We start from the raw sequence: 26,547 nt of genomic DNA, 5'->3' as shown, positions 1-26,547 counted from the left end.
CCCACGTACGCTGTGGCGCTTCCGGCGCCTGCGAAGTCGTCCACCCGCACGTGACTCGGCGACTCGGAGGGCCGGCGGGCGACGGCCTTGGTGCGGGCGCTGTCCCGCACATAGGGCGTCGGGGCAAGTTGGTGTGGTGTGCGTTGGGAAGGAAGGCGGCGTGAGCCGTTTCTCTTCTCGAAAGTGGCTGGGTTCTTCCTTTTCCCGGATAGAGTCTTACCCATGACGAACAACAATTCCGTGTCCCGCGTGGCCCTCAAGAAGATAACTCCAGACGTTTCCGCCGCGATGGGCACCCTGCACGGCGCGGCCGTTTCCGCGGCGCAGGACGCCAAGGTCGAGCCCGAGCTTCTGGAACTGATCCGGATCCGCGCCTCGCAGCTCAACGGCTGCGCGTTCTGCCTCGACATGCACACCAAGGACGCCCGCTCGGCGGACGAGACCGAGCAGCGCATCTATGCGCTGAACGCCTGGCGGGAGACCCCCTTCTTCACCGAACGGGAGCGCGCTGCACTGGCGTTGACCGAGGCCGTGACCTTCGTCGCCGACGGGCACGTACCGGACGACGTCTACGCCGAGGCCGCGGCCGTCTTCGACGAGGCACAGGTCGCGGCGCTGATCTGGGCGGCCACGGTCATCAACGCCTACAACCGGATCGCGATCGCGACGCGTATGGTTCCGGGTGCTTATCAGCCTGCCAAGAAGTAATCAAGGAAGTAGTCGAGAAGTAATACGAGGGCACGTCGAATATGGGCATCGGTAGTAATTACCGATGCCCATCGTTTGTTTTTGATCACATGTCCGGAAGCGGCTCCGGGAGACTTTCCAGCCAGTTCCTCCATTCCGTCGCCCGCGTCGCCGGACCGGCCGTCATCGGCTCTTCGATTCCCGTCCCGGTCCCGGTCCCGGTCCCGGTCCCGGTCCAGCTCGTCACCGGGCGGATGCCGTGCAGCGCGTTCACGAGCCACACCTCGCGGTCGGCCAGCTCGGGCACCGTCCGCTTGCGGTGGGCGACGCGGATCCCGGACCGCAGGGCCCGTTCCTGGATCAGCCCGCCGGTGATCCCGGGGAGCAGGGGCGACCCCGCCGGGGGCAGGCAGAGGGTGTCGTCCTCCCACCACAGGACGCTCGCGGTCGCCGACTCCAGCACCATCCCCGAGGGGTCGACCAGGATTCCTTCCTGGGCCCCCTCTTCGACCGCCCGCCCGCGTACCCGGGCCAGGGCGTCCAGGTCGGGGCCCTTGCGGCGGGGCAGGGTCCGTGGATCGGGCTGACCGACCGCCCACAGGCGCACCTCGCTGCCGAGCGGCGGCGCGTGCCGCAGCCGTAGCCGCAGTTCCCGGGAGCCGGCGGCGAGTTCCACCCGGGGGAACCACTCACCCGTACGCGGCAGCGCGGCCGTCATGTCGTGCCAGAACTCGACCAGCCGGCGCGGTCCGGGCCCGGGCCCGTCAGACTCGGCGCAGGCCCGCAGGAAGCGTTCCCGGTGCCGGCCGTACCCGCGCACCCGGCCCTCGCGCACCAGCCACGAGTCCGCGACCAGCAGCGGACCGGTCGTCGCGGTCGTCACGGAGCCCGGTTCCACCGTCAGGCCCCGGCTGGGCGTCCAGGTCAACAGGACTTCCTCGGCCCCGGCCGCCGTCAGTTGTGCAGTCACCCCTGCCTCCTGCTTCCCGCTCAGTACTTCCCGCCCGCCACCGCCGGGGCACCGCCCCGGGGCCCGTACGGTGCGTGCTCCAGCCACGAGCCGCACGACGGCAGTACGGGCGCGAGCGCGGCCGCCGCGCGCTGCCTGAGCCGTACGATCCGGCGTTGCGGGCGCAGGTGGTCCAGGGCGATTCCGGCGGCCTCGCTGTTGAACAGCCCCGCCGCGCGCCGTACTTCGGCGAACTCCCGTACGGCCTGGGCCGTCCCGGTGGCGATCGCCTGCGCCGCCGCTGCCGCGTCCGCGATCCCGCTGTTCATGCCGCGCGCCCCGAACGGCGGGAACAGATGCGCGGCCTCCCCGACGAGCAGCACCCGCCCGTGCGGATCGGTGAAGGACGCCGCGACCTTGCGCAGGAAGCGGTACGTCGACACCCACAGGATCCGGTCGGCGTACCCGTCGCCCACGACCTCGGGCAGCCACTCCCGTACGGCGTCCTCGGTGCCGTAGGCCTCCTCCTGGTCGTCGTCGCGGCACTGGAGGTCGACCTGGAAGCCGCCGGTGAACGGCACCCGCATCACGCTGCGCCCCCCGACGCCCGGATGCTCGTAGTGGAAGACCCGCTCCAGCGGCTGCTCGGCGCCCAGGACGTCGGCGACGTCCACGACGACGTGGAAGCCCTCGCCGCGCACGCCCTCCATGGCGATGCCCAGCTCGCCCCGGACGACCGAGCGGGCGCCGTCGGCGGCTACGACGTACTTGGCGTCCCAGGCGCGTCCGTCCTCGCCGGTCAGCGTGACGCCGTTCTCGGACGCCCGGACACCGAGGATGCGCGCGTCCCAGACGAACTCGACCCCCGCCCGCTCGCACGCGGCGCGCAGGAAGCGCTCGGTGTCCAGTTGGCGCAGGCTGGTGAAGGGCGGCAGCCCGGACGGGGGCGGGAAGGTGCGGGAGTACACCTCGCGGCCCCGGTAGAAGGTGCGCCGGGTGTGCCAGGTCCGACCGTACGCCGTGATCTCGGCGGCCAGGCCCGGGGACATCCCGTCGAGCAGCCGCAGGGTCTCCTTGTGCACGAACAGGGCCCGGCTGCCCGGCCGTTCGCGGTCCTCGGGGTCCGCCTCCAGGAGCACGACCGGCAGTCCGCGCGAGCGCAGGCCCAGCGCGGCCGACAGGCCGACCGGGCCCGCGCCCACCACGATCACCGGGTTCACACGCGCACGCTCTCTCGCGTCCCGGTCAGCATGCGGGTGATCTCCACCCGCTTCACCTTCCAGGTGGCGGTCATCGGCAGTTCCTCGAACCGCCACTGTCGCGGTTCGGCCATCGCGGGCAGATCGGCCGTGGCCTCCCGCCAGCGCTCCGGGTCCAGTGGCTGTTCGCCCCGGACACACACCACCGGTACCGGCTCGCGGTCCGCGCCCGGCACGATGACGACCTCACGCAGTTCCTCCAGCCGCTCCATCAGCGCGTCCTCGACCTCCAGGGTGCTGTGCACGGCGTCGATCTGGTCGATCTCACGGTCGATCAGATGCAGGGAACCCCACCGGCTCATGTAGCCCATGTCGCCCATCTGCCACCAGCCGCCGTCCAGTTGGCGCTCGTACTGCGCCCGCGCGCCCAGGTAGGTGAGGATGCGCCCCCGGGTGCGGGCCTCGATCCGGCCGGGCGTGCCCGGCGCGGCCCGGAAGCCGTCGGCGTCCGCGATACGGACCCGGGTGAAGCCGGGGATGCCGATCCCGACCCGCCGCCCGTCGGCCCGCTCCGTGCTGCGCCGCGTGAACCACTGGAACGCGACCGGCCCCGTCTCGCTCTGCCCGTACAGCTGGATCAGCCACGGCGCCCGGCGCTTCGACGCGCCCAGCAGCCGCTTCACGGTGCGCGGGTGGATCGCGTCGAACGTGGAGCCGTACGACTTCACCCGGGACAGCGGGGCCCCGGGTGCGTCGGCCAGCTCCTCCCACAGCACGAAGGTGTTGGGGTGGGTCTCTACGATGCCGGGCCGGTGACGGGCCAGCAGCGGGCCCACGGCGGCCGGCTCCGGGTCGGTGATCAGCACCAGCGGGCTGCCGAAGTGCAGCAGGACGCCCAGCAGGTGGTAGAAGCGCGAGTGCACGAACGACATGTGCAGCGCGGCTGTCTCCCCGCGGGTGGGCCAGCCCATGGCCTTCTGCGGGACGAGCCGGTTCCACATGGTGTTCGCGCAGTGCACGGCCAGCTTCGGCACGCCGGTGGTGCCCGAACTGTGGGTGATCAGGGCGGGCTCACGCGGGTGCAGCCGGACGGGCGCGGGGACTTGGGCGCCGGCGTGCTTCGCCAGCGGCTCGGCGTCGTGCCCGTCCTCGCCGGTCGCGTCGTCGACGGAGAGCGCCCGCCGGACGAGCCCGGAGAGCTCGACGTCCGCGAGCGGGCCGTCCAGCTTGGCCCGGTCGGTGATCAGCCACGGCTCCCGGAGCCGTCCGAGAAGCTGTCGGACGACCGGCCCGGCCAGCCCGGGGGACAGGAGCACCGGAACTGCGCCGATACGGGAGACCGCGCAGGTCAGCAGCACGATGTCGACGTTGTCCGTCTTGTGGACGACCACCTGCTCCGAGGGCCGCACCCCCGCCGCCCACAGCCTGCCCGACAGGTCCTCGACCACGTCGGCGAGGGCCTGGTAGTCGAGGTCGACCCCGAGGGCCGGGTGGGTGTCCAGCGGCCGGTCCAGGGTGACGAAGACGGCGCCGTGGCGGTCGGCCGCCCGCCGGAACAGCGGGCCCAGGTAGAACCCGCGGTCGGCGAGCAGGGGTTGCTGCGACATGTGGCTGTTCCTCTCTGACGTACGGCAGGGGGCTGGGGCGGCGGCCGGGACCGGGGCCGGGTCCGGGGCTGCGGCGGTCACCACGCGCCCTGGCGGACGAGGTGGCGGCGGAGCTTTCCGGTGGAGGTCCGGGGCAGGGACGGCACGAAGCTGACGCTGCGCGGGACCTTGAACGCGGCGAGCCGGTCGCGGGCCAGCGCGACGAGGTCGTCGCTCAGACCGTCCGCGGGGGACGAGACCGGCACGACGAAGGCACGCAGCCGGCTGAAGCCGCGCCCGTCGGTGACGGCCGCGACCGCGACCTCCCGCACCGCCGGATGGGCGCGCAGCACGGCCTCCACCTCCAGCGGGGAGACGGTGATCCCGCCGACCATCTCCATGTCGTCGGTGCGGCCCAGATGCCGGTAGGCGCCGTCCGGTTCACGGCGCGCCCGGTCGTGGGTGGCCAGCCAGCCGCCGACGAGGGTGCGTTCCGTCTCCTCGGGTCGGTTCAGATAGCCGGACGTCACCGTCGGCCCGCGCACCCACAGCTCGCCCTCCTCGCCGTCGGACACGGGCCGCCCGGCACGATCGCGCACCTCCACCTCGAACCCCGGTACGGGACGCCCGACGGTGCCGGGATGGTTGTGGCCGAGGCTGTTGGCGCAGAAGGCGTGACCGGCTTCGGTGGAGCCGATCTGCTCAAGCACCGGTGCCCCGAGCAACTCGCCGACGCGCTGGCCGAGTTCGTCCGGCATGCCCTCGCCGGCCGACACCGCGGCGCGCACCGAGGCGAAGCAGGCCGCGTGCCCGCTGCCCCGGTCGGCGACCAGCGCCGCGAACGCCGACGGCACGGAGTAGAGCAGGGTGACCCGGTGCCTGGCGACCAGCTCGTCGACGGCGGCGGGCGTCGGACGCCGGTCCACCAGCACGGCGGACGACCCGGAGAAGAGGGGGAAGACGAACGCGTTGCCGAACCCGTAGGCGAAGTACAGCTTCGACACCGACAGGGTGACGTCGTCCTCGGTGATCCCCAGCAGCCGCCGGCCGATCAGGTCGTGGTACGCCTTCGGGTCGCCGTGCGTGTGCACGACCCCCTTCGGGCGGCCCGTGGTGCCGGAGGTGTACTGCACGTACAGCGGCGCGTCCGCGTCGACCGGGTGGGCGGGGGCCGGCACGGCGGTCGGGGCCAGCGCGAGGAACTGGTCGGCGCCGAGCCGCGCCCGCTCGGTGAACCGGTCCTCCAGCCCCGGCCCGGTCAGACACAGCACGGCGCCGGTGTCCTCGGCCATGAACGCGTGCTCGGCGGCGGGCAGTTCGGGGTTGACGAGGACGGCGACGGCGCCCAGCCGGGCGACCCCGAGAAAGGCCGTCACCCAGGCGATCCCGTCGGGCAGCGCGAGCAGCACCCGGTCGCCGGGCCGCACCCCGTGACCGGCGAGCACACCGGCCGCCCGCGCCGCGAGCGCGTGCACCTCCCCGTGGGTCCACCCCTGATGCCCCTGATGGAAGGCGACCCGGCTGCCCCACCCGCGCCGCTCGGCGAGATCGTCGAGGTAGGCGGCGAGGTTGCCGGGGGCACCTGATCCGGATCCGGATCCGGAGGCGGAGACGGACACGGACACGGAGGCGGACACGGAGCCGTCCAGGGCCGCTCTGGGCTGGGGAACGGTCGTGGCACGCGCCGTGGTCGTGGCCATGGGCTGTGGCATGGCCGTGGGCTGCGGTGCCGCGAGCTGCGGTGTGGCCGTGGGCCGGGGCGTCGTCATCGGGTGTCCTCCTTCACGGTGCCCACAGCGGGGCCGGGCTCCGGGGACTCCGGGCGCGCTCCGCGCCTCCCGGTTCTGGCCCCGGCCCGGCGCAGCGCGCTCACCTGGGCCTCGGCCGCCTTCGTCGCACGCGACGGCACCCGCGCCCGGGCCGCCGTGTGCTCCCGCAGGGCCCGCATCTGGGCGGCCGTCTTCAGGAGCATCTCGTCGTACTCGGCGACCGGGTCGGAGTCGAGGACGATCGCGCCGCCCGCGCCCAACTGCAGGAGGCCGTCGGCCAGGACGGCGGTGCGGATGACGATGTTGAGGTCGGCGCCGCCGCTGCACCCCAGGTAGCCGAGGGCCCCCGAGTACACGCCGCGCGCCTCGGTCTCCAGCTCGTCGATGATCTCCAGCGTGCGCAGCTTCGGCGCGCCGGTCATCGACCCGCCGGGGAAGCAGGCGCGCACGCAGTCCACCGCGTCGGTGCCCTGGCGCAGCCGCCCCTCGACGGTGGACACGAGCTGGTGCACGGTCGCGTACGTCTCGGTGGCCATGAGCCGGGAGACGCGCACGGTCCCGCTCCGGCAGACCCGCCCCAGGTCGTTGCGGAGCAGGTCGACGATCATCAGGTTCTCGGCGCGGGTCTTGGCGTCCGCTGCGAGCGCGTCCCTGAGCAGGGCGTCCTCCCGGGGATCCGCGCCGCGCGGCGCGGTGCCCTTGATGGGCTTGGCCTCGGCGATGCCGTCCCGGGTGATCCGCAGGAACCGCTCGGGCGAGGAGCCGACCACGTCGAGGTCGCCGAACCGCAGATAGGAGGCGTACGGGGCCGGGTTGACGCGGCGCAGCACCCGGTAGAAGGCGTACGCGTCGTCCGGAGCGGGTAAACGGGCGGCGTTGGTCAGACAGATCTCGTAGCTGGTGCCCGCCGCGAGCTCCCGCTTGCAGGCCTCGATGTCCGCGAGATACGTCGCCCGGTCCCGCACCAGCCACGGCTCGACCTCGCCGAGGTCGGGCACGGCCGCCTCGGCGTGCACGGGCAAGGGCGCGTGCGCGGGCGTCGGCCGGTCGGTCTCCGTGGGCAGCGAGGTGAGCTGGGCGAGGGTGCTCTCCAGCCACTCCGTGGCCTCCCGGGTGGCCTGCGGGGTGTCCTCCGCGACGCAGACCGCGTAGGTGAAGCCCTCCTCGTGGTCCACCGCGATCAGTCGGTCGGCGAAGAGCCAGCAGGCGTCCGGCGTGGCGGAGCGGTGCGCGTTCGGGGAGCCGCAGTCGGCCTTCGTCTCGTAGCCGAAGTAGCCGACGTAGCCGCCGGTGAAGTCGAAGGGCAGCCCGGTGGCGTCGACCCGGCGGTTGGCCAGCTGCCGCTTGAGATAGTCGAAGACGCCGGCCCTGACCTTGCGCGTCGGCCGTCCGGCCCGCTCGATCTCGCACGTCCCGGTCTCGACGTCGTATCGGACGAACTCGGCGAGCGGACCGCTGTCGTCACCGAAGAACGAGAACCGGGAGAGCCCCGGCTCGACCCGGGAGCTGTCCAGCCAGAACGCCCGCGGGGAGGCGGAGTGCATCCGCGTGAAGGCGGCCTCCGCGTCGATCGCCTCGGCGATGCGGCGGGTGTGCAGCCGGTGGGCGGGGCCGCCGGACCGGCGCGGACGCGGGATCGGGACGGTCGTCACCGCGGGGGCGCGGCTCGGTATCGCCGCCTCGGTCGGCGGGACCGCGGTGTTCTTCGTCCGCAGCTTGCGGGCCCGCTCGGCGGTGAGGTTGCGGAAGTTCACCAGTATGCGGTGCCCGTACTCGGTGAGCACCGACTCCGGGTGGAACTGCACGCCCCACAGCGGCCGTTCGCGGTGCCGCAGCCCCATCAGGACGCCGTCCTCCGCCCAGGCCGTGGCCTGTAGGCCGTCGGGCAGCGGCTCGCGCACGGCCAGCGAGTGGTAGCGGACCGCGGTGAAGTTCTGCGGCAGCCCCTGGAACAGGTCGCGCCCGTCGTGCCGTACGGCCGACAGATACCCGTGCCGGGGCTCCGGGGCGGGCGCCACCAGGGCGCCTGCCCCGTGCGCGATGCCCTGGTGGCCGAGGCAGACCCCGAGCACCGGCACCGTGGACCCGGCGAGCACCCGGGCGCTGATGCCGAAGTCACGCGCCTTCGCCGGATGCCCCGGACCCGGCGACACCACCACGTTGTCGAATTCCGCAAGATCCGGAATCGCGTCCGCGGGGGCGTCATTGAGGATCACGACCGGTTCCTCGCCGTTGACCTCGGCGATCAGCTGGAACAGGTTGTACGTGTACGAGTCGTAATTGTCGATGAGCAGGGTCTTCACCCGCCCACCTCCCTAGGGTCGTTCTCGGTACTACGCGGTCCGTTTGTGCCGCCCGCGCAGTGCCTGGAGCGGTGGATACAGCCATTTCTTGAAGAAACGCTGAAGGCGGGGCATGAGAATCCAGGTCACGATGGCCGTCACGCACAGGCAGAGCAGCAGGGTGCGAATGAACGGGTTGAGGCCGCCGAGATAAGGAATCACGGTCAGGTTGAAGAGGAGCACCGGTGGGAAAACCGCGCTCATATTCACGAACCATAGCTTCCATTTCGACGGCGGGGCCGGCGCCTTCGGGACGGCGGTCTGGGAGTCGAACCACACCTTGGAGCCCCGCACGCTCTTGCGGTCCGTCTGCACGGCGATCCCCGCGGCCCGGGCGTCCCACTGCATACGGGCAGCCGAGTTCTCCCAGGCCCGGGATGTTCCTTCGCTGGCGAAGCGATAGACGACATGCCACTCCGCCTCTCCGTCGACTAGCACGCCACCCCCGAGGAAGCCGGGCTGCTGCGCACTCGCGCCCAGCATGGCCCACCCCCAGGAGTGAAAGTCGGCCTCTCGGCCCGGCGTCACGCGATAAGCCGAGGTGACGGTGACGGGATTACTGGTCACGGTGTCAAGTACGGAGCGGAGGCTCTCAGTGTTCACACATCCTTCAAACATTTACTAACGTCTGCGGATGTCCGATACGTTAGTCTTCATGCGTTTTTCGGCAACCTTGGCGGCTTCTGTCGAGAGGTATGTGGAACGGTACTGCCGGTAACTATTACGAATTCTCGGAAGCGCTTGCCGGTAAGTCGGGAGAAGTGCACGATCGAGTCCCCCGTCGAGTTCCCGTCGAGTTTCCGAACCGAAGGAGATTCATGTCCAGGTACGACTGGAATCTGACCCATGAGGGAATCGAAAGGGCTCGTTCCATGATCGAACCCGCCCGAAAAGAAGTCACCGCCCACCCTATTTACCAGCGGATCAGCACCCGGGACGACATGGCGACGTTCATGGCGCACCACGTGTTCGCCGTCTGGGACTTCATGTCCCTGCTCAAGTCGCTCCAGCGCGACCTCACCTGCGTCGACGTCCCCTGGGTGCCGCGCGGCTCGGAGGTGAGCCGGCGGCTCATCAACGACATCGTCCTCGTCGAGGAGAGCGACGAGCTGAACGGCGGCTTCACCAGCCACTTCGAGCTGTACCGCGCGGGCATGGACGAGGCCGGCGCCGACACCTCCCGCATCGACACGTTCCTCGCGCTGGTCGGCGAGGGCCACGATGTGTCCTCGGCGCTGCGGGTCGCCCAAGTACCGGCCCCCGCCGCGGAGTTCGTGCGCACCACCTTCGAGATCATCGCCGACCGGCCGCTGCACTGCCGGGCCGCCGCCTTCGCCTTCTCCCGGGAGGACCTCATCCCGGACATGTTCGACCAGGTGATCAAGAAGGAGGGCACCGACCGGTTCCCGCTCTTCTGCGACTACCTCGCCCGGCACATCGAGGTCGACGGCGAGGAGCACACCCCCATGGCCATGCAGATGGTGGCCGACCTGTGCGGCGCCGACGACACCCACTGGCAGGAGGCCGTCGAGACCGCGACCCACGCACTGGAGGCGCGAACCCGCCTGTGGGACGGCATCACCGAGGCGATGGCCTGACGGGCGCGCCCGGTGCACCTGGGGCTTCTGGTGCCTCCGGTGCCTCCGGCGAATCCGAGGCCTCCGGCGAGTCCGGCGAGTGCGGCGAGTGCGGCGAGTCCGGCGAGTCCGGTGCGCCCGGTGCTTCAGGTGTCTCCGGCGTCTCCGACGCTTCAGGTGTCTCCGGCGTCTCAGGCGTCTCAGGCGTTTCCGGCGTGTCCTGGGTCGGTGCCGCCTCCGGGGCCTCTCCGAACCGGGCCAGTGCGAGCGCCCCCGCGACGGCGACCGCGAACCCCAGCACGGCCAGCCAGCCGAGCCCTTCCCGGGTGCGGTCTCCCAGCCACACCACGCCCACGAGCGCCGGACCGATCGTCTCGCCGATCACTATGCCGGCCGTGGCCGTCGTCACCGACCCCCGCTGCAGCGCCGTCGTCAGCAACAGGAACGCGGCACCGCCCCCCACCAGCAGGGCGTACGTCGCCGGGTTGGCGAGCAGATCCGAGGGCGCGAGCGAGTCGATCAGCCGCACCGCCACCTCCACCACCCCGAACCCGCACCCGGCACCCAGCCCCAGCACCAGCGCCCGCCCCCGCCCGGTGAGCCGCCCGCCCGCCAGGCCCAGCAGCAGCACCCCGAGCGCCGCGCCGAGCATCACCCACGGCAACGCGTCCGGGCCGCTCTCCTCGCCCTCCGTCCCGGAGGCCAGCCCCAGCATGCTTAGCCCCGCGCATACCACCGCCACGGCCAGCCACTCCATCCGGCTCAGCCGCACCCGCAGCAGCCGCGCCGCGACCACCGCCGTCACCGCCAGACTGGAGGCGAGGGCCGCACCGACTGCGTAGATCGGCACCGACCGCAGTGCGGCGATCTGGAACAGGAACCCGAGCCCGTCCAGCGCCAGCCCCGCCAGATACCGCCACTGGCGCACCGCCCGCAGCAACAGCGCCGCGTCGCCACCGCCTCCACCGCCCCGCCCGTCGCTGCCGTCGGCGGCGGCGCGCGCCGCCATCGCCTGCAACACCGTCGCCGTACCGAAGCAGATCGCCGCGCTGAGGGCACACACCATTCCAAAGAGCACGAAAGGACTGTAGGCGAGCGGCGGGTGAACGGGCCGCCCGCGGGTCCCGTCCGACCGATGTCTAGGCTGACGGCCGGAAATCGCCGTAGGGGCGATGCGACAACGGGGACACGGGGAGACGGGAACATGGCGGACACGCGTCGAAAGCTGCGCTCGGGCACGGTCGTACTGGGAGGCATGGGACTGCTCGCGGCGGCCCTCACCGCCTGCTCCTCCGACCCCGACAAGCGCTGCGTCGACCGCGACAGCTACAACCTCGCCAAGGGGTACAAGGTCGTCGCCGACAAGAACTGCAAGTCGACCAAGACCTCGGCGGCCGGCGTCTGGTACTACGGCGGCAAGAAGCAGGGCTCCTGGGTCGACGGCGGCTCCTTCAGCAAGCCGGGCAAGGGATCCGGGGGCTCCTCCAGCAGCAGTGGAGGCGGCAGCGGTGTCAGCCGCGGCGGCTTCGGCGGCGGCGACAGCGACGGCGGCAGCCACAAGGGCAGCTCCGGCGGCTGAGCGGCTGAGCGACCGAGCGGCTGAAGAGGACACCTGCACCCATGCGACGTCACACCATCGAACCCCGCCCCGACTGGCAGCGCACCGTCGAGGAACAGGGGCTCGTCTATCCCCTCACCCGCCACCCCGACGGCCTTCTGCGCCCCTACTGGGACGAGAGCGCGTACTACACGTTCACTCTCGACGAGGTCGAGGCGCTGGAGGAGACCGTCGAGGAACTCCACGAGATGTGCCTGGCGGCGGCCACGCACCTGGTCGACTCCGACCGTCTCGCCGACCTCGGCATCACCGACCCGCGCATCGCGGCGGCGGTCGCCGAGGCCTGGCGCCGACGCGCCGAGCTCCCTTCCGTCTACGGCCGGTTCGACCTCCGCTACGACGCCGCCGGCCCGGCGAAACTCCTGGAGTACAACGCCGACACCCCCACCTCCCTCGTGGAGGCCGCCTCCCCCCAGTGGTTCTGGATGGAGGAGCGCTTCCCCGGCGCCGACCAGTGGAACTCCCTCCATGAACGACTCGTCGCCGCCTGGAAGAAACAGGCCGTCCTGCTCCCGCCCGGCAGCCCGCTGCACTTCGCGCACTCCTCCGCCGACGAACTCGGCGAGGACCTCATGACGGTCGCCTATCTCAAGGAGACCGCCGAGCAGGCCGGCCTGGACACCGACTGGATCTCCATGGAGGAGATCGGCTGGGACCCCCTGTCCGGCCGCTTCGTCGACCACCAACTCCGCTTCATCCGCAGCTGCTTCAAGCTGTACCCCTGGGAGTGGCTCACCACCGACCGCTTCGGCGGTCATGTCCTCGACACCCTCGACAACGGCGGCGGCACCGGCTCCACGATGTGGATCGAGCCGGCCTGGAAGATGCTGCTCAGTAACAAGGCGCTCCTGGCCGTCCTGTGGGAGCTGTACCCCGGCCACCCCAACCTCCTGCCCGCCTACCTCGACGGCCCCCGCGAACTGGCGGCCACGACCGGCTACGTCGCCAAGCCGCTGCTGGGCCGCGAGGGCGCCGGCGTCACGGTCCACGAACCGGGCGCCGCCCCGGCCGTCCTGCGCACCGACGAACCCTGCTGCTACCAGCAGTTGGCGCCGCTGCCCGCCTTCGACGGCAACCACGTCGTCCTCGGCGCCTGGATCGTCGAGGACGAGTCGGCAGGCCTCGGCATCCGCGAATCCTCCGGCCTGATCACAGACGAGTACGCCCGCTTCCTCCCCCACGTGATCCTTTAGAAGCCCCGTAGCCCCGTAGCCCCGTAGCCCCGTAGCCCCGTAGCCCCGTAGCCCCGTAGCCCCGTAGCCCCGGAAGCCCGGAAGCCCGGAAGCCCGGAAGCCCGGAAGCCCGCAAGCCCGCAAGCCCGCAAGCCCGGAAGCCCGGAAGCCCGCAAGCTCAGGAGGCGCCCCGAGATCGCTCGCATGGTGGACTCGGGGCCCTGCCCTTGTGACGTGCCCGCTAGGGTGGTGAGCAGGCCGTGACTGGCGCGCTGGGATGGGACGGACCATCGGGGAGCGGCCTTGAGCAGTGACTGTGCCGTGCGCCTGGGCCGAACCGTGACACCGTGACCGCTTTCCAGCACCACGCCACCCGGAGGCCGACGACATGTCCGAGCAGCAGCCCCTCTCCACCGAGTCCACCGCCTTCCGTGCGGCTCTCGACGTGATCCGTGCGGTCGAGCCGCGTGTCGCCGACGCCATCGTCCAGGAGGTTCACGACCAGCGCGAGATGCTCAAGCTGATCGCGTCCGAGAACTACGCCTCCCCGGCCACGCTCCTCGCGATGGGCAACTGGTTCAGCGACAAGTACGCCGAGGGCACCGTCGGCCGCCGCTTCTACGCCGGCTGTCGCAACGTGGACACGGTCGAAGCCCTGGCCGCAGAGCATGCCCGCGAGCTGTTCGGCGCCCGCCACGCCTATGTCCAGCCGCACTCCGGTATCGACGCCAACCTGGTGGCCTTCTGGGCCGTCCTCGCCGACCGTGTCGAGGCGCCCTTCCTGGAGAAGACCGGCGCCCGCCAGGTCAACGACCTCTCCGAGGCCGACTGGGCCACGCTGCGCCAGGCCTTCGGCAACCAGCGCATGCTCGGCATGTCCCTGGACGCAGGCGGCCACCTCACCCACGGCTTCCGCCCGAACATCTCCGGCAAGATGTTCGACCAGCGCTCCTACGGCACGGACCCGGCGACCGGCCTGATCGACTACGAGGCCCTGCGCGCCTCGGCCCGTGACTTCAAGCCGATGATCATCGTCGCCGGTTACTCCGCATACCCCCGGCTGGTGAACTTCCGGATCATGCGGGAGATCGCCGACGAGGTCGGCGCGACCCTGATGGTCGACATGGCGCACTTCGCGGGTCTGGTCGCGGGCAAGGTCCTGACCGGCGACTTCGACCCGGTTCCGCACGCGCAGATCGTGACGACCACCACTCACAAGTCCCTGCGCGGCCCGCGCGGCGGCATGGTCCTGTGCGACGACTCCCTCAAGGACCAGGTCGACCGAGGCTGCCCGATGGTCCTCGGTGGCCCGCTCCCGCACGTCATGGCCGCCAAGGCCGTCGCCCTCGCGGAGGCCCGTCAGCCCTCCTTCCGGGACTACGCCCAGCGCATCGTCGACAACTCCCGCGCGCTGGCCGAGGGGCTGATGAGCCGGGGCGCGACCCTCGTCACCGGCGGCACGGACAATCACCTGAACCTGATCGACGTCGCCTCCTCCTACGGCCTCACCGGCCGTCAGGCCGAGGCCGCGCTGCTCGATTCGGGCATCGTCACCAACCGCAACGCCATCCCCGCCGACCCGAACGGCGCCTGGTACACCTCCGGTATCCGTATCGGCACCCCTGCCCTGACCACGCGCGGCCTGGGCACGGCCGAGATGGACGAGGTGGCGGCCCTGATCGACCGTGTCCTCACCACCACCGAGCCGGGTACGACGAAGTCGGGCGCCCCCTCCAAGGCTTCTCACGTCCTGGACGCGAAGGTGGCGGACGAGATCTCGCAGCGGGCCACGGACCTGGTCGCGGGCTTCCCGCTGTACCCGGAGATCAACCTCGGCTGACGTCGTCGCCCTCGGCCGGACCCATCCGGCGAGCTCAGAGATCGATCAGCTCCTGACGTGGCTCTCCCTGCGAGCTTCTCCGCGGCGGTCCGGCTTGGTGCCGGGCCGCCGCGCGGCGTATCAGCACCGAACCGCCGGCCCCCAGAGCCGCGCCCAGGGCCAGTCCCGGTATCGCCCACCAGGCGCCGGTCTGTGCATCGAGGGCCGCCCCCGAGCCCTTTCCCGGGCCCTTGCCCGAGCTCTCCGAACCGGTGCCGTCGGCGAGCAGCCTCTCCTGCTCCACTCGCGCGAGGATGTCCCTCGGTGCCCGATGCCAGCGGATGTCGTCGTCCTCCACCTCCGGTGCCGGGTCCGAGCGGACCCATGGGGTGCCGTCCTGGGCCATGAACAGTTGATCCTGGCGTTCGACGGCCACATCACCGCCCGGTGCCCGCTTGGTCTGCGGCCAGCCCCCGACGCCCGTCAGCCCCCAGAAGACGGTGAACCGCACGGGCGGATACCGGTCCTCCTGCCATGTTTCCGGCGACCGCTCCATCGTGGTGTTCGTCGGCTGGAGCAGTTGCCAGAGCAGGGCGAAGTCCTGCCCGGTCCGCGCGTCCCCGGCCCGCAGGGTCGTCGTCCGCCCGGTCGAGCCGGCGATCACCATCGCCACATCGGGGCCGTCATCCCCGTTGTCCGGTGCCGCGCTCGCGCCGGTCACCGCCAGGCCGACGACCAGGCCCACCGCCATCGACAGTGCCGCCGCCCATGCGGCCACCAGCGCCCTGCCATTCCCCCGAATCATTTGCCCGTCTCCCTCTCTCACGCCCTCCGTGCCCTGCCCCGGAGCGGCTCGGCGTCCGCATCCGCTGTGTCACTCCTGGTACACCGCCCGGCCGCCCGGGGTTCCCACCCCACGGGGGCCGATTCCGAGGTCGGCCACGGCCTCCCGGGACTGGACACCCAGCCCACACCTAGCCCAGCGAGCGCGCGATCTGCACGGCCCGTGCCTTGGACGGCACGCCCTCCAGCCGGAGCGTGGTGTCGCCGGTGGCGGCGCCGTGCACCCACAGGAGCGTCGGCCCGGCGGTCCGCTTCTCGCGGGTGTAGCGGTTGCCGTCGGCGTCCACCAGCCAGAAGCTCAGCAGGTGCGGCTTCGGAAACCACAGGGCGGGGTCAGGCACACCGTCGTCGTGGGTCGCCGTGTCCAGGTCCACCCACTCCGGGGGCTCGCGCAGGGTTTTGGCGAAGCTGACGTCCAGGTGCGCCGGATACTCGTCCAGCCGGATCGCCCGGCCGTTCTCGCTCCAGCACAGGCTGATCAGGAACCGCCCCTGCGGCTCACGGGTCACCGCCACCTCGTCCGGGGCGCCCAGTGCGTCCGGCACCAGCGGCTCGAAACCGGCTGCGAGCCGGGCCTCGGCGAGGGACAGCGAACCGCCGCAGTCGGGCGCCTGCGCGCCGGGGGAGGGGGACGCCGAGGGGTCGTACCGCACCTCGACGCCGCCGAAGTCGAACCAGTCGACCACCGCCGCTCGCACCGGGGGCGTGAGCACGAGCACGGTCAGCAGACCGCACAGCGCGGCCGTCAGCGAACGCCATCGCGCCCGCGTCCAGCGCCGCACGGCCCGCAGCCGCTCGGCGGCCCCCGGCGGCTCGGCCACCGGCACCGGCACCCGCTCGGCGAGTAGCTGCGCCAGCACCCGCTCGGCCATCGTCTCGCCGATGTCGATCCCGATCCCACCGACCCCGTTGACCCCACCGACCCCGTCGATCCCGTCGCCTCTCGGCGCGTCCATTGATCGTCCGAGCGCCCGCAGTTCCTCCGGCAGCCGGGCGGCGGGCCCGCGTGGATCCCGAGCGGCGCCCTCACCGTCGTACGGCTCGCTCATGCTTCATCACCCCCTTCCCCAGGCTGAAAGTCCGGCAGCAGGCGGCCCAGTTTGCGCAGGCCGCGGTTGAGTCGGGACTTCACCGTCCCTCTCGGCCAGCCGAGGGCCTGGGCGGTCTCGGACTCGTCCATCTCCAGGAGATAGCGGTACGTCACCACCAGCCGGTGCTCCTCGCTCAGCTTCTCCAGGGCTGTCAGCAGTGCCGTGCGGCGCTCGGTCTCGAGCGTCGCGACCGCCGGGTCGGCCGATTCCGGTATCAGCGGCTCGGCCTCCGCGAAGGCCGCCTCGCGGCCGGCCAGCGTCCGCTGCCGCACCGCCGTACGCACTGTGTTCCTCGTCTCATTGGCGACGATCGACAGCAGCCACGGCTTGAAGGCGGCCCCGTCCCGGAACCGGCCCAGCGCGTAGTACGCCTTCACGAAGGCCTGCTGCACCACGTCCTCCGCGTCCGCACCCGCCCCGAGCGCGGCGGCCGCCCGCAGGGCGATGCCAGTGTGGGCCCGCACCAGCTCCGCGTACGCCTCCGGCTCTCCGGCGCGTACGCGTGCGATCACCGCGGCCTCATCGACGATGCGGCCCCCCTCCCGCGCTCTCACGTTCTTGGTACACCGCTCGAGCCCGATCGGTTCCGACCCCGGGGACATCTGTTTCGCGCGGGTTCCGGAGCGGCCCTGAAGCTCTGCGAGAATGGTGCGCATGGCCTCAGACCGTCCTCGCGTGCTCTCCGGAATCCAGCCCACCGCAGGCTCGTTCCACCTCGGCAACTACCTCGGCGCCGTCCGCCAGTGGGTGGCCCTGCAGGAGTCCCACGACGCGTTCTACATGGTCGTCGACCTGCACGCGATCACGGTCCCGCAGGACCCGAAGGAGCTCACGGCCAACACCCGCCTGGCCGCGGCGCAGCTCCTCGCGGCCGGCCTGGACCCGGACCGCTGCACGCTCTTCATCCAGAGCCATGTCCCCGAACACGCCCAGCTCGCCTGGGTCATGAACTGCCTCACCGGCTTCGGCGAGGCGTCCCGTATGACGCAGTTCAAGGACAAGTCCGCCAGGCAGGGCGCCGACCGCGCCTCCGTGGGCCTGTTCACGTACCCGATCCTGCAGGTCGCGGACATCCTGCTGTACCAGGCCGACGAGGTGCCGGTGGGCGAGGACCAGCGCCAGCACGTCGAGCTCACCCGTGACCTCGCCACCCGCTTCAACGGCCGCTTCGGCGAGACGTTCACGATCCCGAAGCCGTACATCCTGAAGGAGACGGGCAAGATCTACGACCTTCAGGACCCGTCGATCAAGATGAGCAAGTCGGCGTCCACGCCGAAGGGCCTCATCAACCTGCTCGACGACCCGAAGGCCACCGCCAAGAAGGTCAGGAGCGCGGTCACGGACACCGACACGGTCGTCCGCTACGACCCCGAGAACAAGCCGGGCGTGAGCAACCTGCTGGGCATCTACTCGACCCTCACCGGCACGAGCGTCCAGGAGCTGGAGCGGCAGTACGAAGGCAAGCTCTACGGCGCGCTCAAGACGGACCTCGCCGACGTCGTCGTCGAGTTCGTGACGCCGTTCCGGGACCGCACACAGCAGTATCTGGACGACCCCGAGACGCTCGACGCGCTCCTCGCCAAGGGCGCCGAGAAGGCCCGTGCCGTCGCCGCGGAGACGCTGTCCCAGACGTACGAGCGCGTGGGCTTCCTGCCCGCGAAGCACTGAGCGGCGCTCGGAAGCACTCGGGGCGCACCGCACACACGTTCCTCTGGGCAGAGCGCTGCACATCACGTTCCCTGCGCCTGCCCAGAGCACAGCCGTGGCCGTACAGTCGATAGCCGTACGACTGAGTACGAACCCGGCACCACACCCCGCCATGACGACATGACGACAGGAGAAGACGTGGGGACCGTAACGATCGGTGTGTCGATCGCGGTCCCGGAGCCTCACGGCAGCCTGCTCCAGGAGCGGCGCGCGGGCTTCGGCGACGCCGCGGCTCATGGCATCCGCACCCACGTCACACTGCTGCCGCCGACCGAGATCGAGGCGGCCGCGCTCGCGGCGGTCCACGCGCACCTCACCGAGGTCGCCGTGGCCGGCCGGCCCTTCCCGATGCGGCTGTCCGGCACGGGAACCTTCCGGCCCCTGTCACCGGTGGTCTATGTGAAGGTCGTCGAGGGCGCCGAGGCCTGCGCCTGGCTCCAGCACCGGGTCCGTGACGCCTCCGGGCCGCTCACCCGCGAGCTGCAGTTCCCCTACCACCCGCACGTCACCGTCGCGCACGGCATCGACGAGGCGGCGATGGACCGGGCCTTCAAGGAGCTCGCCCACTACGAGGCCGAGTGGTCCTGCACCGGCTTCTCCCTCCACGAGCAGGGCGCCGACGGCGTCTGGCGCAAACTGCGCGAGTACGCCTTCGGCGGCGCGACCGTCCCCCCGCAGGCAGCCCACACCGACCGCAACTCCCTGCCGACGCACTAGGTGTTCTGTCCCGGGAGGTTGTGGACGGGTGAGCCAGGTCTCGGCTGAGGGATCTTGAACAGGTGAGGGCCTTCCGGTTCGGTGTGGATTGCTACGTCTGCACCTGACCGAAAGGCCCTCGTGGTCCACCGTAATGCACCCCTGCCGAGACCGGACGGCTGCGCCTGGCCCGCTGCGTGGTCGAGGACGGCTGGCCCCAGGTGGGCGCGGTTGCCGCGGGAGGAGTAGGCCTTATCGGCGGCGACCGCGTCCGGTCGGGTGCGGGGGCGGCCGACGGGACCGCGGACCCGTATCTTCCCCAGCACGGGGATGAACTGCGGGCTGTCCGCGGCCTTCTGCAGGGCAGTGAGGACGTCTTGGTCCAGGTGCATCCCGGCGGCGTCGTGGTGAGCGCGCGCGGTGGTGGAGTCGATGCTGACCAGGGACAGGTCCACCTCGCCTCGCTTCGCTGCTTCCGCGATCAGGCCCTCCAGCAGGGCCTCGAAGACGCCCGCGTCACGCCACTGCCGGAAGCGGTTGTGCACAGTGGACCAGGCGCCGAACTCCTTCGGTATCTCCCGCCACTGCCCGCCGGTCTTGAACCGCCAGATCACGCCCTCGAACTGCTGCCGCAGCCGCTCGGGATACGGGCCGTACTGGCCGATCGGTAGGTACCGCCCGATGAACTCCCATTCCTCATCAGTCAGTTGCATTCGCGTCACGCAAGAAGATCTAGCATCCCCGGGTGAGACACCGCCTACGGCGAACGGGCCTCGGGGTCTTGAATGGCCCTCAGAGCGGGGTGGCGGGGCCGCGGCTGCCAGGGAGGGGAACGGCGAGCCAGGGCCCGGGGTGTGGGCCGTCGTCCGTATGAGGGCGTCTGCCGCCTTCAGCTTGCTGGCGTGTGTGCCGTGCCCTTGGTGCGGACGTGCTGACTGAGAAAGAGGGCGGCTCGCTCCAGTGCCTCGTCGGCTTCGTCCAGGACGCCGGCGAACGCCTGGAAGACATGTGGAACGTCAGCGGTGACGTCCAGGATGACGTCCACTCCGGCTTCCCTCGCGCGCGTGGCCATGCGTGTGGAGTCGTCCAGGAGCATTTCGTTGGTGCCCGCCTGCAGAAGTATCGGGGGGAAGCCGGTCAGGTCGGCGCGGATGGCGGGGCTGAGCATGGGCTGGTGCGGATCCTGTCCCGCAAGGTACATGGCCCCGGTGTGTTCCATGCCCTCACGCGTGAAGAACGGATCGATGCCCGCCTTGCTGTCCATGCTCCCGCCTGTCCGGGTCATGTCGAGTCCGGGGGAGAACGCCACGATCGCGGCAGGCATGGGCAGGCCCGCGCCGCGAGCGGCGAGGCAGGTGGCGGCAGTGAGGCCTCCACCGGCGGAGTCCCCGGCGAACGCGATCGCCGAAGGGTCTTCGCCGCTGTCGAGAAGTGCGCGGTAGGCGCTCAGCCCGTCCTCGATCGCGGCCGGGAACGGGTGCTCAGGGGCAAGCCGGTAATCCAACGAGAACGCCCTGAATCCTGTTTTGGTCACCAGGTTCCCCGTCAGCGACATCGCCGTCTCCGGTGAACCGACCACGTAGGAGCCGCCGTGGAAGTAAAGGATTGTCCCGGCCTTCGGAGTGCCGACCGGCTCGACGAGCACCGCTGGCCGGTCGCCGAGCGTCGCAGTCTGGGTGCGGATCCCAGCTGGGACGATCATTTCGGCCATCATCGCCCTGAACCCGGCGCGGAGCTCCTCCACCGACCGAGGGCCCTCAGGCCGGGGCCGCCGGACCATCGCGTCGATTTCCGTGCGCTGTTGCCTGCTCATTGTCGCCTCCATCGAAAGTGCATGCCAAGGAACTATCTGCCTAGGCATCTGTGTGAATGCTAAGATATATGCCATGGCATCTAAGTCAAGCGGTGGCCGGGTCGACCTCCCGGGCTTCTTCGCCGACCTCGTTCGCTGTGAGACGCGCCTCTACAACGCGCTGAACGACCGTCTTCGCGAGCGGCACGGGATCGTCACCTCGCAGTTCGAATTCCTGTGCTTCCTGCGCGACCGCCCTGGGTCCCGGGTGGCGGACCTCGCCGCTGAGTTCGCCATCGGGATCGGTGCGACCAGCAAGGGCATCGACCGCCTGGAGAAGCAGGCATGGGTCATACGGCGAACCAATCCATCGGATCGTCGCTCATCACTGCTGGACCTGACCGATGACGGCCTGCAACTCGTCGAGGCGGCGGAGGCGACCTTCACCGAAACGCTGGCCGAGCTGACCGCAGGCGCCCTCCGTGGCCCCTCAGGACTGGCCGCCGTACAGGTCCTTTCGGAGCTCCGCTCCGTGCTCGAACGCGACCAGATCGGCCTGCCTACAGGCTGACCGGCATGTGGATCCAGTGCGATTGCCCGCTGGCCATGTGATCAGCCTTTGTTGCGAGGCGAATCCCGCAGATTGATCACGACTCGATACGCACCCTGGCCGACGCCCCGGACAGGCCCTGGAGTGGCGTCGGCGTACTCCTAGAGCGGGAGTCGGCGGTACATCGCGCGTGGGGCGTGGCGCAGCGCGGACATCACCAGGCGCAGCACTCCCGGCACCCACACCGTCTCCGACCGTCGACGGAGCCCCAGTTCGACGGCCGTCGCGATCTCTCCCGGCGTGGTCGTCAACGGCTCCCGGGTCCGCCCCGTGGTCGCGCTCGTCCGCATGGAGCCGGGGCGTACGACCATGACGTGGACGCCCGTGCCGTGCAGCGCGTCGCCCAGGCCCTGGGTGAAGACGTCGAGGCCGGCCTTGCTGGAGCCGTAGATGAAGTCCGAGCGGCGGGCCCGCTCGCCGGCGACGGAGGACAGCACGACCAGGGAGCCGTGCCCCTGTGTCTGCAGGGCGCGGGCGGCGACCAGCCCCGCCGACACCCCGCCCGTGTAGTTGGTCTGCGCGACGCGCACCGCGGCCGCCGGTTCGCGCTCGTCGGTTGCCTGGTCGCCGAGGACGCCGAAGGCGAGCAGCACCAGGTCGACGTCGCCCTCGGCGAAGACCTTGCCGAGGACGGTCTCGTGCGACGCGGGGTCCAGCGCGTCGAAGGGCACGGTGTGGACGTCCGCCCCGAGGACGCGCAACCGCGCGGCGGCCGACTCCAGGTCGGGGGACGGCCGCCCGGCCAGCCACACCGTGCGGGTGCGGCGGGCGATCAGCCGGCGTGCGGTGGCCAGCGCGATCTCTGACGTACCGCCGAGGACGAGCATGGACTGGGGCAGGCCGAAGGCGTCCTTCATGAGCATGGAGATGACCGTATCGCCCCGCTATGACACGTCGGTCGCCCAACATTCGTCCGCTACCCGAAATGGGTGACCGGGCTTTTCGGGTACTCGCACCAGGGGTTGTCGACGACTGAAGCAGAGACTGACAACTGAAGCAGAGACTGGGGCAGAGTTCGGATCATGGACTGGCTGAAGAAGCTTCCCGGCATCGGGCCGTGGGTCACCCGCCTCATGGCCACGCACGCGTGGCGGTCGTACGAGCGCCTGGACCGGGTGAAGTGGACGCGGCTGGCCGCCGCGATGACGTTCGTCAGCTTCGTCGCGCTGTTTCCGCTGCTGACCGTGGCCGCCGCCGTCGCAGCCGCCACCCTCGGCGAGTCCCGGCAGCAGGAACTCCAGAACAAGATCGCCGACCAGGTCCCCGGCATCTCCGACCAGTTGGACATCAACAGCCTGGTCCAGAACGCGGGCACCATCGGCCTCATCGCCGGCGCGGCACTGCTGTTCACCGGCATCGGCTGGGTCGGTCAGATGCGGGACTGTCTGCGCGCGGTGTGGGAGCGGCCCGACGACGACGAGAACCCCGTTCTGCGCAAGGCCAAGGACATGGGCGTCCTCGTCGGGTTCGGCGGCGCCGTGCTGGTCACCCTCGCCATCTCCACCGTCGCCTCGGCGCTGGTCGGCCGGATCACCGACGCCCTCGGCATCGACAACGCGGGCTGGGGCGGCATCCTGCTGCGCGTCGCCGCCTTCGCGATCGCCGTCCTCGCCGACTTCCTGCTCCTGCTGTACGTCCTCACCCTGCTGCCCGGCGTCGAACCGACCCGCCGCCGCCTCGTGGTGGCCGCGCTGATCGGCGCCGTCGGCTTCGAACTGCTGAAGCTGCTGCTGAGCGGCTATATGCAGGGCGTGGCCGCGAAGAGCATGTACGGCGCGTTCGGCGTGCCGATCGCCTTGCTGCTGTGGATCAACTTCACGTCGAAACTGGTCCTGTTCTGTGCGGCCTGGACGGCGACGGGCACCGCCCCCGACAACCCGCGCGACATCGACGTCAGCGACGACGTCGTACCAGGTCCGGCAGCGGCCAGCGGCGGTTGACGAGGAACGCCCCGCCCGCGAGGAGCACCAGCAGCCCGCCGGTGATCGCCAGCGCGATCCAGATGCCGCGCGAGCCGTCCCGGGCGACCGCGCCGGCCACCGGCTTCGACGACACGTTCCCGGCGCCGCCGGCCTGACCGGAGTCCGGGGAGGAGGACGGCTTCGCGCCGGGCTGCGCGCCCTTCGGCGGGACCAGCTCGCCCACCGGCGTCACCTTGCCGGCCGCCTGGAAGCCCCAGTCGAAGAGCCTGGCGGTCTCCTTGTAGACCTCGTTGTGGTCGGTCTTCGACGGGTTCATGACCGTCACCAGCAGCACCTTGCCGCCGCGCTCGGCCACGCCGGTGAACGTGGCGCCCGCGTTGGTGGTGTTGCCGTTCTTGACGCCCGCGATGCCCGGGTACTGCGAGATGTCGTAGTCGCCGGCGAGCAGCCGGTTGGTGTTCTGGATCTCGAAGGTCCCGCGGGTGATCTTGCCCTTCTTGTCTTTCTTCGTCTCGGCCGGGAACTTGGCCGAGACGGTCGAGCAGTACTCCCTGAAGTCCTTCTTCTGCAGACCCGAGCGGGCGAACAGCGTCAGGTCGTACGCCGAGGACACCTGACCGGAGGCGTCGTAGCCGTCGGGGGAGACGACGTGCGTGTCGAGGGCCTGGAGCTCCTCGGCGTGTTCGTTCATCTCCTTCACCGTGCCCGCGACGCCGCCGTTCATCGCCGACAGCACGTGCACGGCGTCGTTGCCGGAGCGCAGGAAGACGCCGAGCCACAGGTCGTGGACCGTGTACGTCTCGCCCTCCTTTATGCCGACCAGACTGGAACCCGACCCCATGCCGGCCAGGTCCTTCGGGTCGACCTTGTGCGTGGTGGTCTTCGGGAACCTCGGCAGCACGGTGTCGGCGAACAGCATCTTCATCGTGCTCGCCGGGGGCAGCCGCCAGTGCGCGTTGTGCGAGGCGAGCACGTCCCCCGACTCGGCGTCCGCGACGATCCACGACCGCGCGGTGAGGTCCTTCGGCAGCACCGGCGCGCCGCCCGCGATCGCCACCTGCGTCCCGGCCTGCCCGAGTCGCGTGCCGCCCACGGTCGACATGTTCGCCGGGGGAGTGGCCGAGGGGGAGGCACTGGCCGACGGCGCGGGCGACTTGCCGGTCGTCGGCGACGGTGACGACGTCGTACCGGCCGACGGTTTCGGTGACGGGCTCGGCGCCGCGAGCGAGACGGGCGCGGTCAGCGCGAGGGACGCGAGGGTCGCGGAGGTGACCAGCAGGGATCGCCTGAGGGTCTGCTTCATGGGTGCGGGCACGACGGAGAACGTACCTGGCACACGAGGGGAAGTCCCGCCGCCCTCCCCACCCCGGTCACGGAACCGGACACCCGGCGGCGATACTGACCCCATGAAGCTCAGCCGCCCCGTCTCCTGGTTCCTGCTCGCCTTCGGGGTGTGGAGCTGGATCATCTGGGTCACTTTCGTCAAAAACCTGGTCAAGGACAGCAGTGGGCTCGCCTTCGACGACGGCGACCCGACGGCGTACTTCTGGGTGCACCTGACGCTGGCCGTCGTCTCCTTCGTATTGGGGACGGTCGTCGGGGCCATCGGGTTGCGTGGTCTGCGCGCGCTGCGTCGGATGTCATGACGATGGTGATCGTCTTCGCGCTGCTCGCGCCGGCGGTGCTCGTGGCGGCCAACTGGTACCTGTGGCGCCGTCTGTTCCGCGACACGACCCGCGGCCCCGGCCGGGCGCGTCGCGGCGGCGCCGTGCTGATCGCGGGCGGCTGGGCCCTGGCGATCGGTGCCCTGGTCGCCGAACGCGCCGGCGCCCCCTTCTGGCTCCAGCGCACCCTGGCCTGGCCGGGCTTCCTGTGGCTGGCCCTGTCGATCTACCTGCTCCTGGGCGTGCTCGCCGCCGAGGCCGTACGCCCGCTGCTGCACCGCTTCCTGGAGAGCCGGGCCCGCACAGCGCCGCCTGCCGAGACACCCATTTCGCACCCGCCCCTGGACCCGAGCCCGCACCCGGATCCGTCCCCGAACCCGGATCCGTCCCCGAACCCGGATCCGGTCCCGACGGCGGCGCCCGCGCCAGGGCAGGCCGTTGCCGGGCAGTTGGAGCAGTCCGCGCCTGGGCAGGCCGCCGCCGGGCAGCCGGAGCAGCCCGCGCCTGGACAGCTCGCCGCCGGGCAGCCGGGGTCCGGGCAGCCGGGGTCCGGTCGGTCGGAGGGTGGGCAGTCGGGGTCCGCGGGGGTGGCGTCCTCGCGTCGGGTTTTCGTCTCGCGCGTCGTCGGCGGTGCGGTCGCCGCGGCCGCCGTGGGGACGGTCGGGTACGGGAGTTACGGCGTCCTGCGCGGTCCCCGGGTCAAACGGGTCACCGTCCCGCTCGCCAAGCTGCCACGCGCCGCGCACGGGTACCGGATCGCCGTCGTCAGCGACATCCACCTCGGCCCGATCCTCGGCAGAGGCTTCGCGCAGAAGGTCGTCGACACGATCAACGCGACGCAGCCCGACCTGATCGCCGTGGTCGGCGATCTGGTCGACGGCAGCGTGAAGGACCTGGGCCCGGCGGCCGCCCCGCTCGCGCAGCTGAAGGCCCGGCACGGCAGCTTCTTCGTCACCGGCAACCACGAGTACTTCTCCGGCGCCGAACAGTGGGTCCGTCAGGTGCGGCGGCTCGGCCTGAACCCCCTGGAGAACGCCCGCACCGAACTCCCCTGGTTCGACCTGGCCGGTGTCAACGACATCGCGGGCGAGAGCGAGGGGCACGGCCCCGACTTCACCCGTGCGCTCGGCGACCGGGACACCACGCGCGCATGCGTCCTCCTCGCCCACCAGCCGGTCCAGATCCACGACGCCGTCGACCACGGCGTCGACCTCCAGCTCTCCGGACACACCCACGGCGGCCAGCTGTGGCCCGGCAACTTCATCGCGGCGGCGGCCAACCCGACCGTCGCGGGCCTGGAGCGCTACGGCGACACCCAGCTGTACGTCTCCCGGGGCGCGGGCGCCTGGGGCCCGCCCACGCGCGTGGGCGCCCCGTCCGACATCACGGTCATCGAACTGGCCTCGAAACAGGCCTGAGGCGGATGAGGGCGAAGGTGAGAAGGAGCTGTGAAACCCGGCGGAAACAGTACGTCGGTAAGTTCTTTCTCATCTCGTCAGAATCC

General features: G+C 71.0%; 24 protein-coding genes, 1 pseudogene and 1 riboswitch. Of the genes and pseudogenes, 11 read left to right on the top strand and 14 right to left on the bottom strand.

Annotated features, from left to right (window positions below; all coding sequences use genetic code 11):
- Positions 1-222: 222 nt before the first annotated feature.
- Entirely contained in the window at positions 223-708 is a 486-nt protein-coding gene (locus ACIBTS_RS26255) for a carboxymuconolactone decarboxylase family protein (RefSeq protein ID WP_399322569.1), read from the top strand.
- 85 nt (positions 709-793) lie between these two features.
- On the opposite strand, the gene ACIBTS_RS26250 is transcribed toward ACIBTS_RS26255, so the two are convergent.
- The 6 genes from ACIBTS_RS26250 to ACIBTS_RS26225 form a co-directional block, all read right to left on the bottom strand.
- A complete protein-coding gene (locus tag ACIBTS_RS26250; protein ID WP_399322670.1) occupies positions 794-1,645 on the bottom strand; it encodes an aminotransferase class IV in 852 nt (283 codons plus the stop codon).
- Positions 1,646-1,677: 32 nt separating this feature from the next.
- Entirely contained in the window at positions 1,678-2,856 is a 1,179-nt protein-coding gene (locus tag ACIBTS_RS26245) for an FAD-dependent monooxygenase (RefSeq protein ID WP_399322568.1), read from the bottom strand.
- Positions 2,853-4,442 (bottom strand): AMP-binding protein, encoded by a 1,590-nt coding sequence (locus ACIBTS_RS26240; protein ID WP_399322567.1) that lies wholly within the window; start codon positions 4,440-4,442, stop codon positions 2,853-2,855. The genes ACIBTS_RS26245 and ACIBTS_RS26240 overlap by 4 nt, the downstream gene beginning before the upstream one ends.
- Positions 4,443-4,519: 77 nt before the next feature.
- Complete coding sequence (locus ACIBTS_RS26235; RefSeq protein WP_399322565.1) at positions 4,520-6,190, bottom strand: benzoate-CoA ligase family protein; 1,671 nt, start codon at positions 6,188-6,190, stop codon at positions 4,520-4,522.
- Positions 6,187-8,493 (bottom strand): aminodeoxychorismate synthase component I, encoded by a 2,307-nt coding sequence (pabB, locus tag ACIBTS_RS26230; RefSeq protein ID WP_399322563.1) that lies wholly within the window; start codon positions 8,491-8,493, stop codon positions 6,187-6,189. Before pabB ends, ACIBTS_RS26235 begins: the two co-directional genes overlap by 4 nt.
- Positions 8,494-8,523: 30 nt before the next feature.
- Positions 8,524-9,150 carry an antibiotic biosynthesis monooxygenase gene (locus tag ACIBTS_RS26225; protein WP_319675690.1) on the bottom strand — a complete coding sequence of 209 codons (627 nt, stop codon included), beginning with the start codon at positions 9,148-9,150 and terminating at the stop codon, positions 8,524-8,526.
- Positions 9,151-9,350: 200 nt separating this feature from the next.
- Here ACIBTS_RS26225 and ACIBTS_RS26220 point away from each other — a divergent pair, with 200 nt between their 5' ends.
- On the top strand, positions 9,351-10,130 hold the full coding sequence (locus tag ACIBTS_RS26220) for a DUF3050 domain-containing protein (RefSeq protein ID WP_399322562.1): 780 nt from the start codon (positions 9,351-9,353) through the stop codon (positions 10,128-10,130).
- On the opposite strand, the gene ACIBTS_RS26215 is transcribed toward ACIBTS_RS26220, so the two are convergent.
- The gene (locus ACIBTS_RS26215; protein ID WP_399322668.1) at positions 10,111-11,175 is read right to left on the bottom strand and encodes a hypothetical protein; all 1,065 of its coding nucleotides are present in this window, start codon (positions 11,173-11,175) and stop codon (positions 10,111-10,113) included. The two genes, ACIBTS_RS26220 and ACIBTS_RS26215, sit on opposite strands and share 20 nt — an antisense overlap.
- A gap of 138 nt (positions 11,176-11,313) precedes the next feature.
- On the opposite strand from ACIBTS_RS26215, the gene ACIBTS_RS26210 reads away from it, so the two are divergent.
- The 3 genes from ACIBTS_RS26210 (at position 11,314) to ACIBTS_RS26200 (ending at position 14,739) form a co-directional block, all read left to right on the top strand.
- The gene (locus ACIBTS_RS26210) at positions 11,314-11,688 is read left to right on the top strand and encodes a hypothetical protein (RefSeq protein WP_399322560.1); all 375 of its coding nucleotides are present in this window, start codon (positions 11,314-11,316) and stop codon (positions 11,686-11,688) included.
- 41 nt (positions 11,689-11,729) lie between these two features.
- Positions 11,730-12,920: a glutathionylspermidine synthase family protein gene (locus ACIBTS_RS26205; protein WP_399322558.1), complete on the top strand. Its 1,191-nt coding sequence runs from the start codon at positions 11,730-11,732 to the stop codon at positions 12,918-12,920.
- A gap of 229 nt (positions 12,921-13,149) precedes the next feature.
- A riboswitch (ZMP/ZTP riboswitch) is annotated at positions 13,150-13,239 on the top strand.
- Positions 13,240-13,287: 48 nt separating this feature from the next.
- A complete protein-coding gene (locus ACIBTS_RS26200) occupies positions 13,288-14,739 on the top strand; it encodes a glycine hydroxymethyltransferase (protein ID WP_399322556.1) in 1,452 nt (483 codons plus the stop codon).
- 34 nt (positions 14,740-14,773) lie between these two features.
- Here the strand turns inward: ACIBTS_RS26200 and ACIBTS_RS26195 are convergent, their stop codons facing one another.
- From ACIBTS_RS26195 to ACIBTS_RS26185, 3 genes are all read right to left on the bottom strand, one after another.
- Entirely contained in the window at positions 14,774-15,523 is a 750-nt protein-coding gene (locus ACIBTS_RS26195; protein ID WP_399322554.1) for a hypothetical protein, read from the bottom strand.
- Positions 15,524-15,692: 169 nt separating this feature from the next.
- Positions 15,693-16,610: a hypothetical protein gene (locus ACIBTS_RS26190; RefSeq protein ID WP_399322553.1), complete on the bottom strand. Its 918-nt coding sequence runs from the start codon at positions 16,608-16,610 to the stop codon at positions 15,693-15,695.
- Entirely contained in the window at positions 16,607-17,164 is a 558-nt protein-coding gene (locus ACIBTS_RS26185; RefSeq protein ID WP_399322551.1) for an RNA polymerase sigma factor, read from the bottom strand. Before ACIBTS_RS26185 ends, ACIBTS_RS26190 begins: the two co-directional genes overlap by 4 nt.
- Before the next feature lie 142 nt (positions 17,165-17,306).
- Between ACIBTS_RS26185 and trpS the strand changes: the two genes are divergently transcribed.
- Together trpS and ACIBTS_RS26175 are read left to right on the top strand one after the other, a co-directional pair.
- The gene (gene trpS, locus ACIBTS_RS26180) at positions 17,307-18,320 is read left to right on the top strand and encodes a tryptophan--tRNA ligase (protein ID WP_099937157.1); all 1,014 of its coding nucleotides are present in this window, start codon (positions 17,307-17,309) and stop codon (positions 18,318-18,320) included.
- A gap of 177 nt (positions 18,321-18,497) precedes the next feature.
- Positions 18,498-19,076 (top strand): 2'-5' RNA ligase family protein, encoded by a 579-nt coding sequence (locus tag ACIBTS_RS26175; protein WP_399322549.1) that lies wholly within the window; start codon positions 18,498-18,500, stop codon positions 19,074-19,076.
- 197 nt (positions 19,077-19,273) lie between these two features.
- On the opposite strand, the pseudogene ACIBTS_RS26170 reads toward ACIBTS_RS26175, so the two are convergent.
- Together ACIBTS_RS26170 and ACIBTS_RS26165 are read right to left on the bottom strand one after the other, a co-directional pair.
- A pseudogene (locus ACIBTS_RS26170) lies at positions 19,274-19,777 on the bottom strand (transposase); the annotation flags it as partial.
- 167 nt (positions 19,778-19,944) lie between these two features.
- A complete protein-coding gene (locus tag ACIBTS_RS26165) occupies positions 19,945-20,868 on the bottom strand; it encodes an alpha/beta hydrolase (RefSeq protein ID WP_399322548.1) in 924 nt (307 codons plus the stop codon).
- Positions 20,869-20,941: 73 nt separating this feature from the next.
- On the opposite strand from ACIBTS_RS26165, the gene ACIBTS_RS26160 reads away from it, so the two are divergent.
- Positions 20,942-21,418: a MarR family winged helix-turn-helix transcriptional regulator gene (locus ACIBTS_RS26160; protein WP_399322546.1), complete on the top strand. Its 477-nt coding sequence runs from the start codon at positions 20,942-20,944 to the stop codon at positions 21,416-21,418.
- Between the two features lie 140 nt (positions 21,419-21,558).
- Here the strand turns inward: ACIBTS_RS26160 and ACIBTS_RS26155 are convergent, their stop codons facing one another.
- Positions 21,559-22,314 (bottom strand): decaprenylphospho-beta-D-erythro-pentofuranosid-2-ulose 2-reductase, encoded by a 756-nt coding sequence (locus ACIBTS_RS26155; RefSeq protein ID WP_399322667.1) that lies wholly within the window; start codon positions 22,312-22,314, stop codon positions 21,559-21,561.
- A gap of 165 nt (positions 22,315-22,479) precedes the next feature.
- Between ACIBTS_RS26155 and ACIBTS_RS26150 the strand changes: the two genes are divergently transcribed.
- Complete coding sequence (locus ACIBTS_RS26150) at positions 22,480-23,397, top strand: YihY/virulence factor BrkB family protein (protein WP_319673563.1); 918 nt, start codon at positions 22,480-22,482, stop codon at positions 23,395-23,397.
- Here ACIBTS_RS26150 and ACIBTS_RS26145 read toward each other — a convergent pair.
- Positions 23,351-24,694 carry a D-alanyl-D-alanine carboxypeptidase family protein gene (locus tag ACIBTS_RS26145; RefSeq protein WP_399322545.1) on the bottom strand — a complete coding sequence of 448 codons (1,344 nt, stop codon included), beginning with the start codon at positions 24,692-24,694 and terminating at the stop codon, positions 23,351-23,353. The two genes, ACIBTS_RS26150 and ACIBTS_RS26145, sit on opposite strands and share 47 nt — an antisense overlap.
- 91 nt (positions 24,695-24,785) lie before the next feature.
- Between ACIBTS_RS26145 and ACIBTS_RS26140 the strand changes: the two genes are divergently transcribed.
- Both ACIBTS_RS26140 and ACIBTS_RS26135 read left to right on the top strand, forming a co-directional pair.
- Complete coding sequence (locus ACIBTS_RS26140) at positions 24,786-25,025, top strand: SCO4848 family membrane protein (protein WP_319673561.1); 240 nt, start codon at positions 24,786-24,788, stop codon at positions 25,023-25,025.
- Between the two features lie 2 nt (positions 25,026-25,027).
- Positions 25,028-26,461 (top strand): metallophosphoesterase, encoded by a 1,434-nt coding sequence (locus tag ACIBTS_RS26135; RefSeq protein ID WP_399322665.1) that lies wholly within the window; start codon positions 25,028-25,030, stop codon positions 26,459-26,461.
- Positions 26,462-26,547: the final 86 nt, after the last annotated feature.

Source organism: Streptomyces sp. NPDC050121 (assembly GCF_044460385.1).
Taxonomy (GTDB): Bacteria; Actinomycetota; Actinomycetes; order Streptomycetales; family Streptomycetaceae; genus Streptomyces; species Streptomyces soliscabiei.
This window is presented reverse-complemented; position numbering and strand designations above follow the sequence as displayed.

Coding starts and splice junctions, on each gene's coding strand:
- ACIBTS_RS26255 (WP_399322569.1), top strand. CDS start 223: ATGACGAACAACAATTCCGTGTCCCGCGTGGCCCTCAAGAAGATAACT.
- ACIBTS_RS26240 (WP_399322567.1), bottom strand. CDS start 4,442: ATGTCGCAGCAACCCCTGCTCGCCGACCGCGGGTTCTACCTGGGCCCG.
- ACIBTS_RS26235 (WP_399322565.1), bottom strand. CDS start 6,190: ATGACGACGCCCCGGCCCACGGCCACACCGCAGCTCGCGGCACCGCAG.
- ACIBTS_RS26225 (WP_319675690.1), bottom strand. CDS start 9,150: ATGTTTGAAGGATGTGTGAACACTGAGAGCCTCCGCTCCGTACTTGAC.
- ACIBTS_RS26220 (WP_399322562.1), top strand. CDS start 9,351: ATGTCCAGGTACGACTGGAATCTGACCCATGAGGGAATCGAAAGGGCT.
- ACIBTS_RS26215 (WP_399322668.1), bottom strand. CDS start 11,175: ATGGTGTGTGCCCTCAGCGCGGCGATCTGCTTCGGTACGGCGACGGTG.
- ACIBTS_RS26210 (WP_399322560.1), top strand. CDS start 11,314: ATGGCGGACACGCGTCGAAAGCTGCGCTCGGGCACGGTCGTACTGGGA.
- ACIBTS_RS26205 (WP_399322558.1), top strand. CDS start 11,730: ATGCGACGTCACACCATCGAACCCCGCCCCGACTGGCAGCGCACCGTC.
- ACIBTS_RS26200 (WP_399322556.1), top strand. CDS start 13,288: ATGTCCGAGCAGCAGCCCCTCTCCACCGAGTCCACCGCCTTCCGTGCG.
- ACIBTS_RS26195 (WP_399322554.1), bottom strand. CDS start 15,523: ATGATTCGGGGGAATGGCAGGGCGCTGGTGGCCGCATGGGCGGCGGCA.
- ACIBTS_RS26190 (WP_399322553.1), bottom strand. CDS start 16,610: ATGAGCGAGCCGTACGACGGTGAGGGCGCCGCTCGGGATCCACGCGGG.
- trpS (WP_099937157.1), top strand. CDS start 17,307: ATGGCCTCAGACCGTCCTCGCGTGCTCTCCGGAATCCAGCCCACCGCA.
- ACIBTS_RS26165 (WP_399322548.1), bottom strand. CDS start 20,868: ATGAGCAGGCAACAGCGCACGGAAATCGACGCGATGGTCCGGCGGCCC.
- ACIBTS_RS26160 (WP_399322546.1), top strand. CDS start 20,942: ATGGCATCTAAGTCAAGCGGTGGCCGGGTCGACCTCCCGGGCTTCTTC.
- ACIBTS_RS26155 (WP_399322667.1), bottom strand. CDS start 22,314: ATGAAGGACGCCTTCGGCCTGCCCCAGTCCATGCTCGTCCTCGGCGGT.
- ACIBTS_RS26150 (WP_319673563.1), top strand. CDS start 22,480: ATGGACTGGCTGAAGAAGCTTCCCGGCATCGGGCCGTGGGTCACCCGC.
- ACIBTS_RS26140 (WP_319673561.1), top strand. CDS start 24,786: ATGAAGCTCAGCCGCCCCGTCTCCTGGTTCCTGCTCGCCTTCGGGGTG.
- ACIBTS_RS26135 (WP_399322665.1), top strand. CDS start 25,028: ATGGTGATCGTCTTCGCGCTGCTCGCGCCGGCGGTGCTCGTGGCGGCC.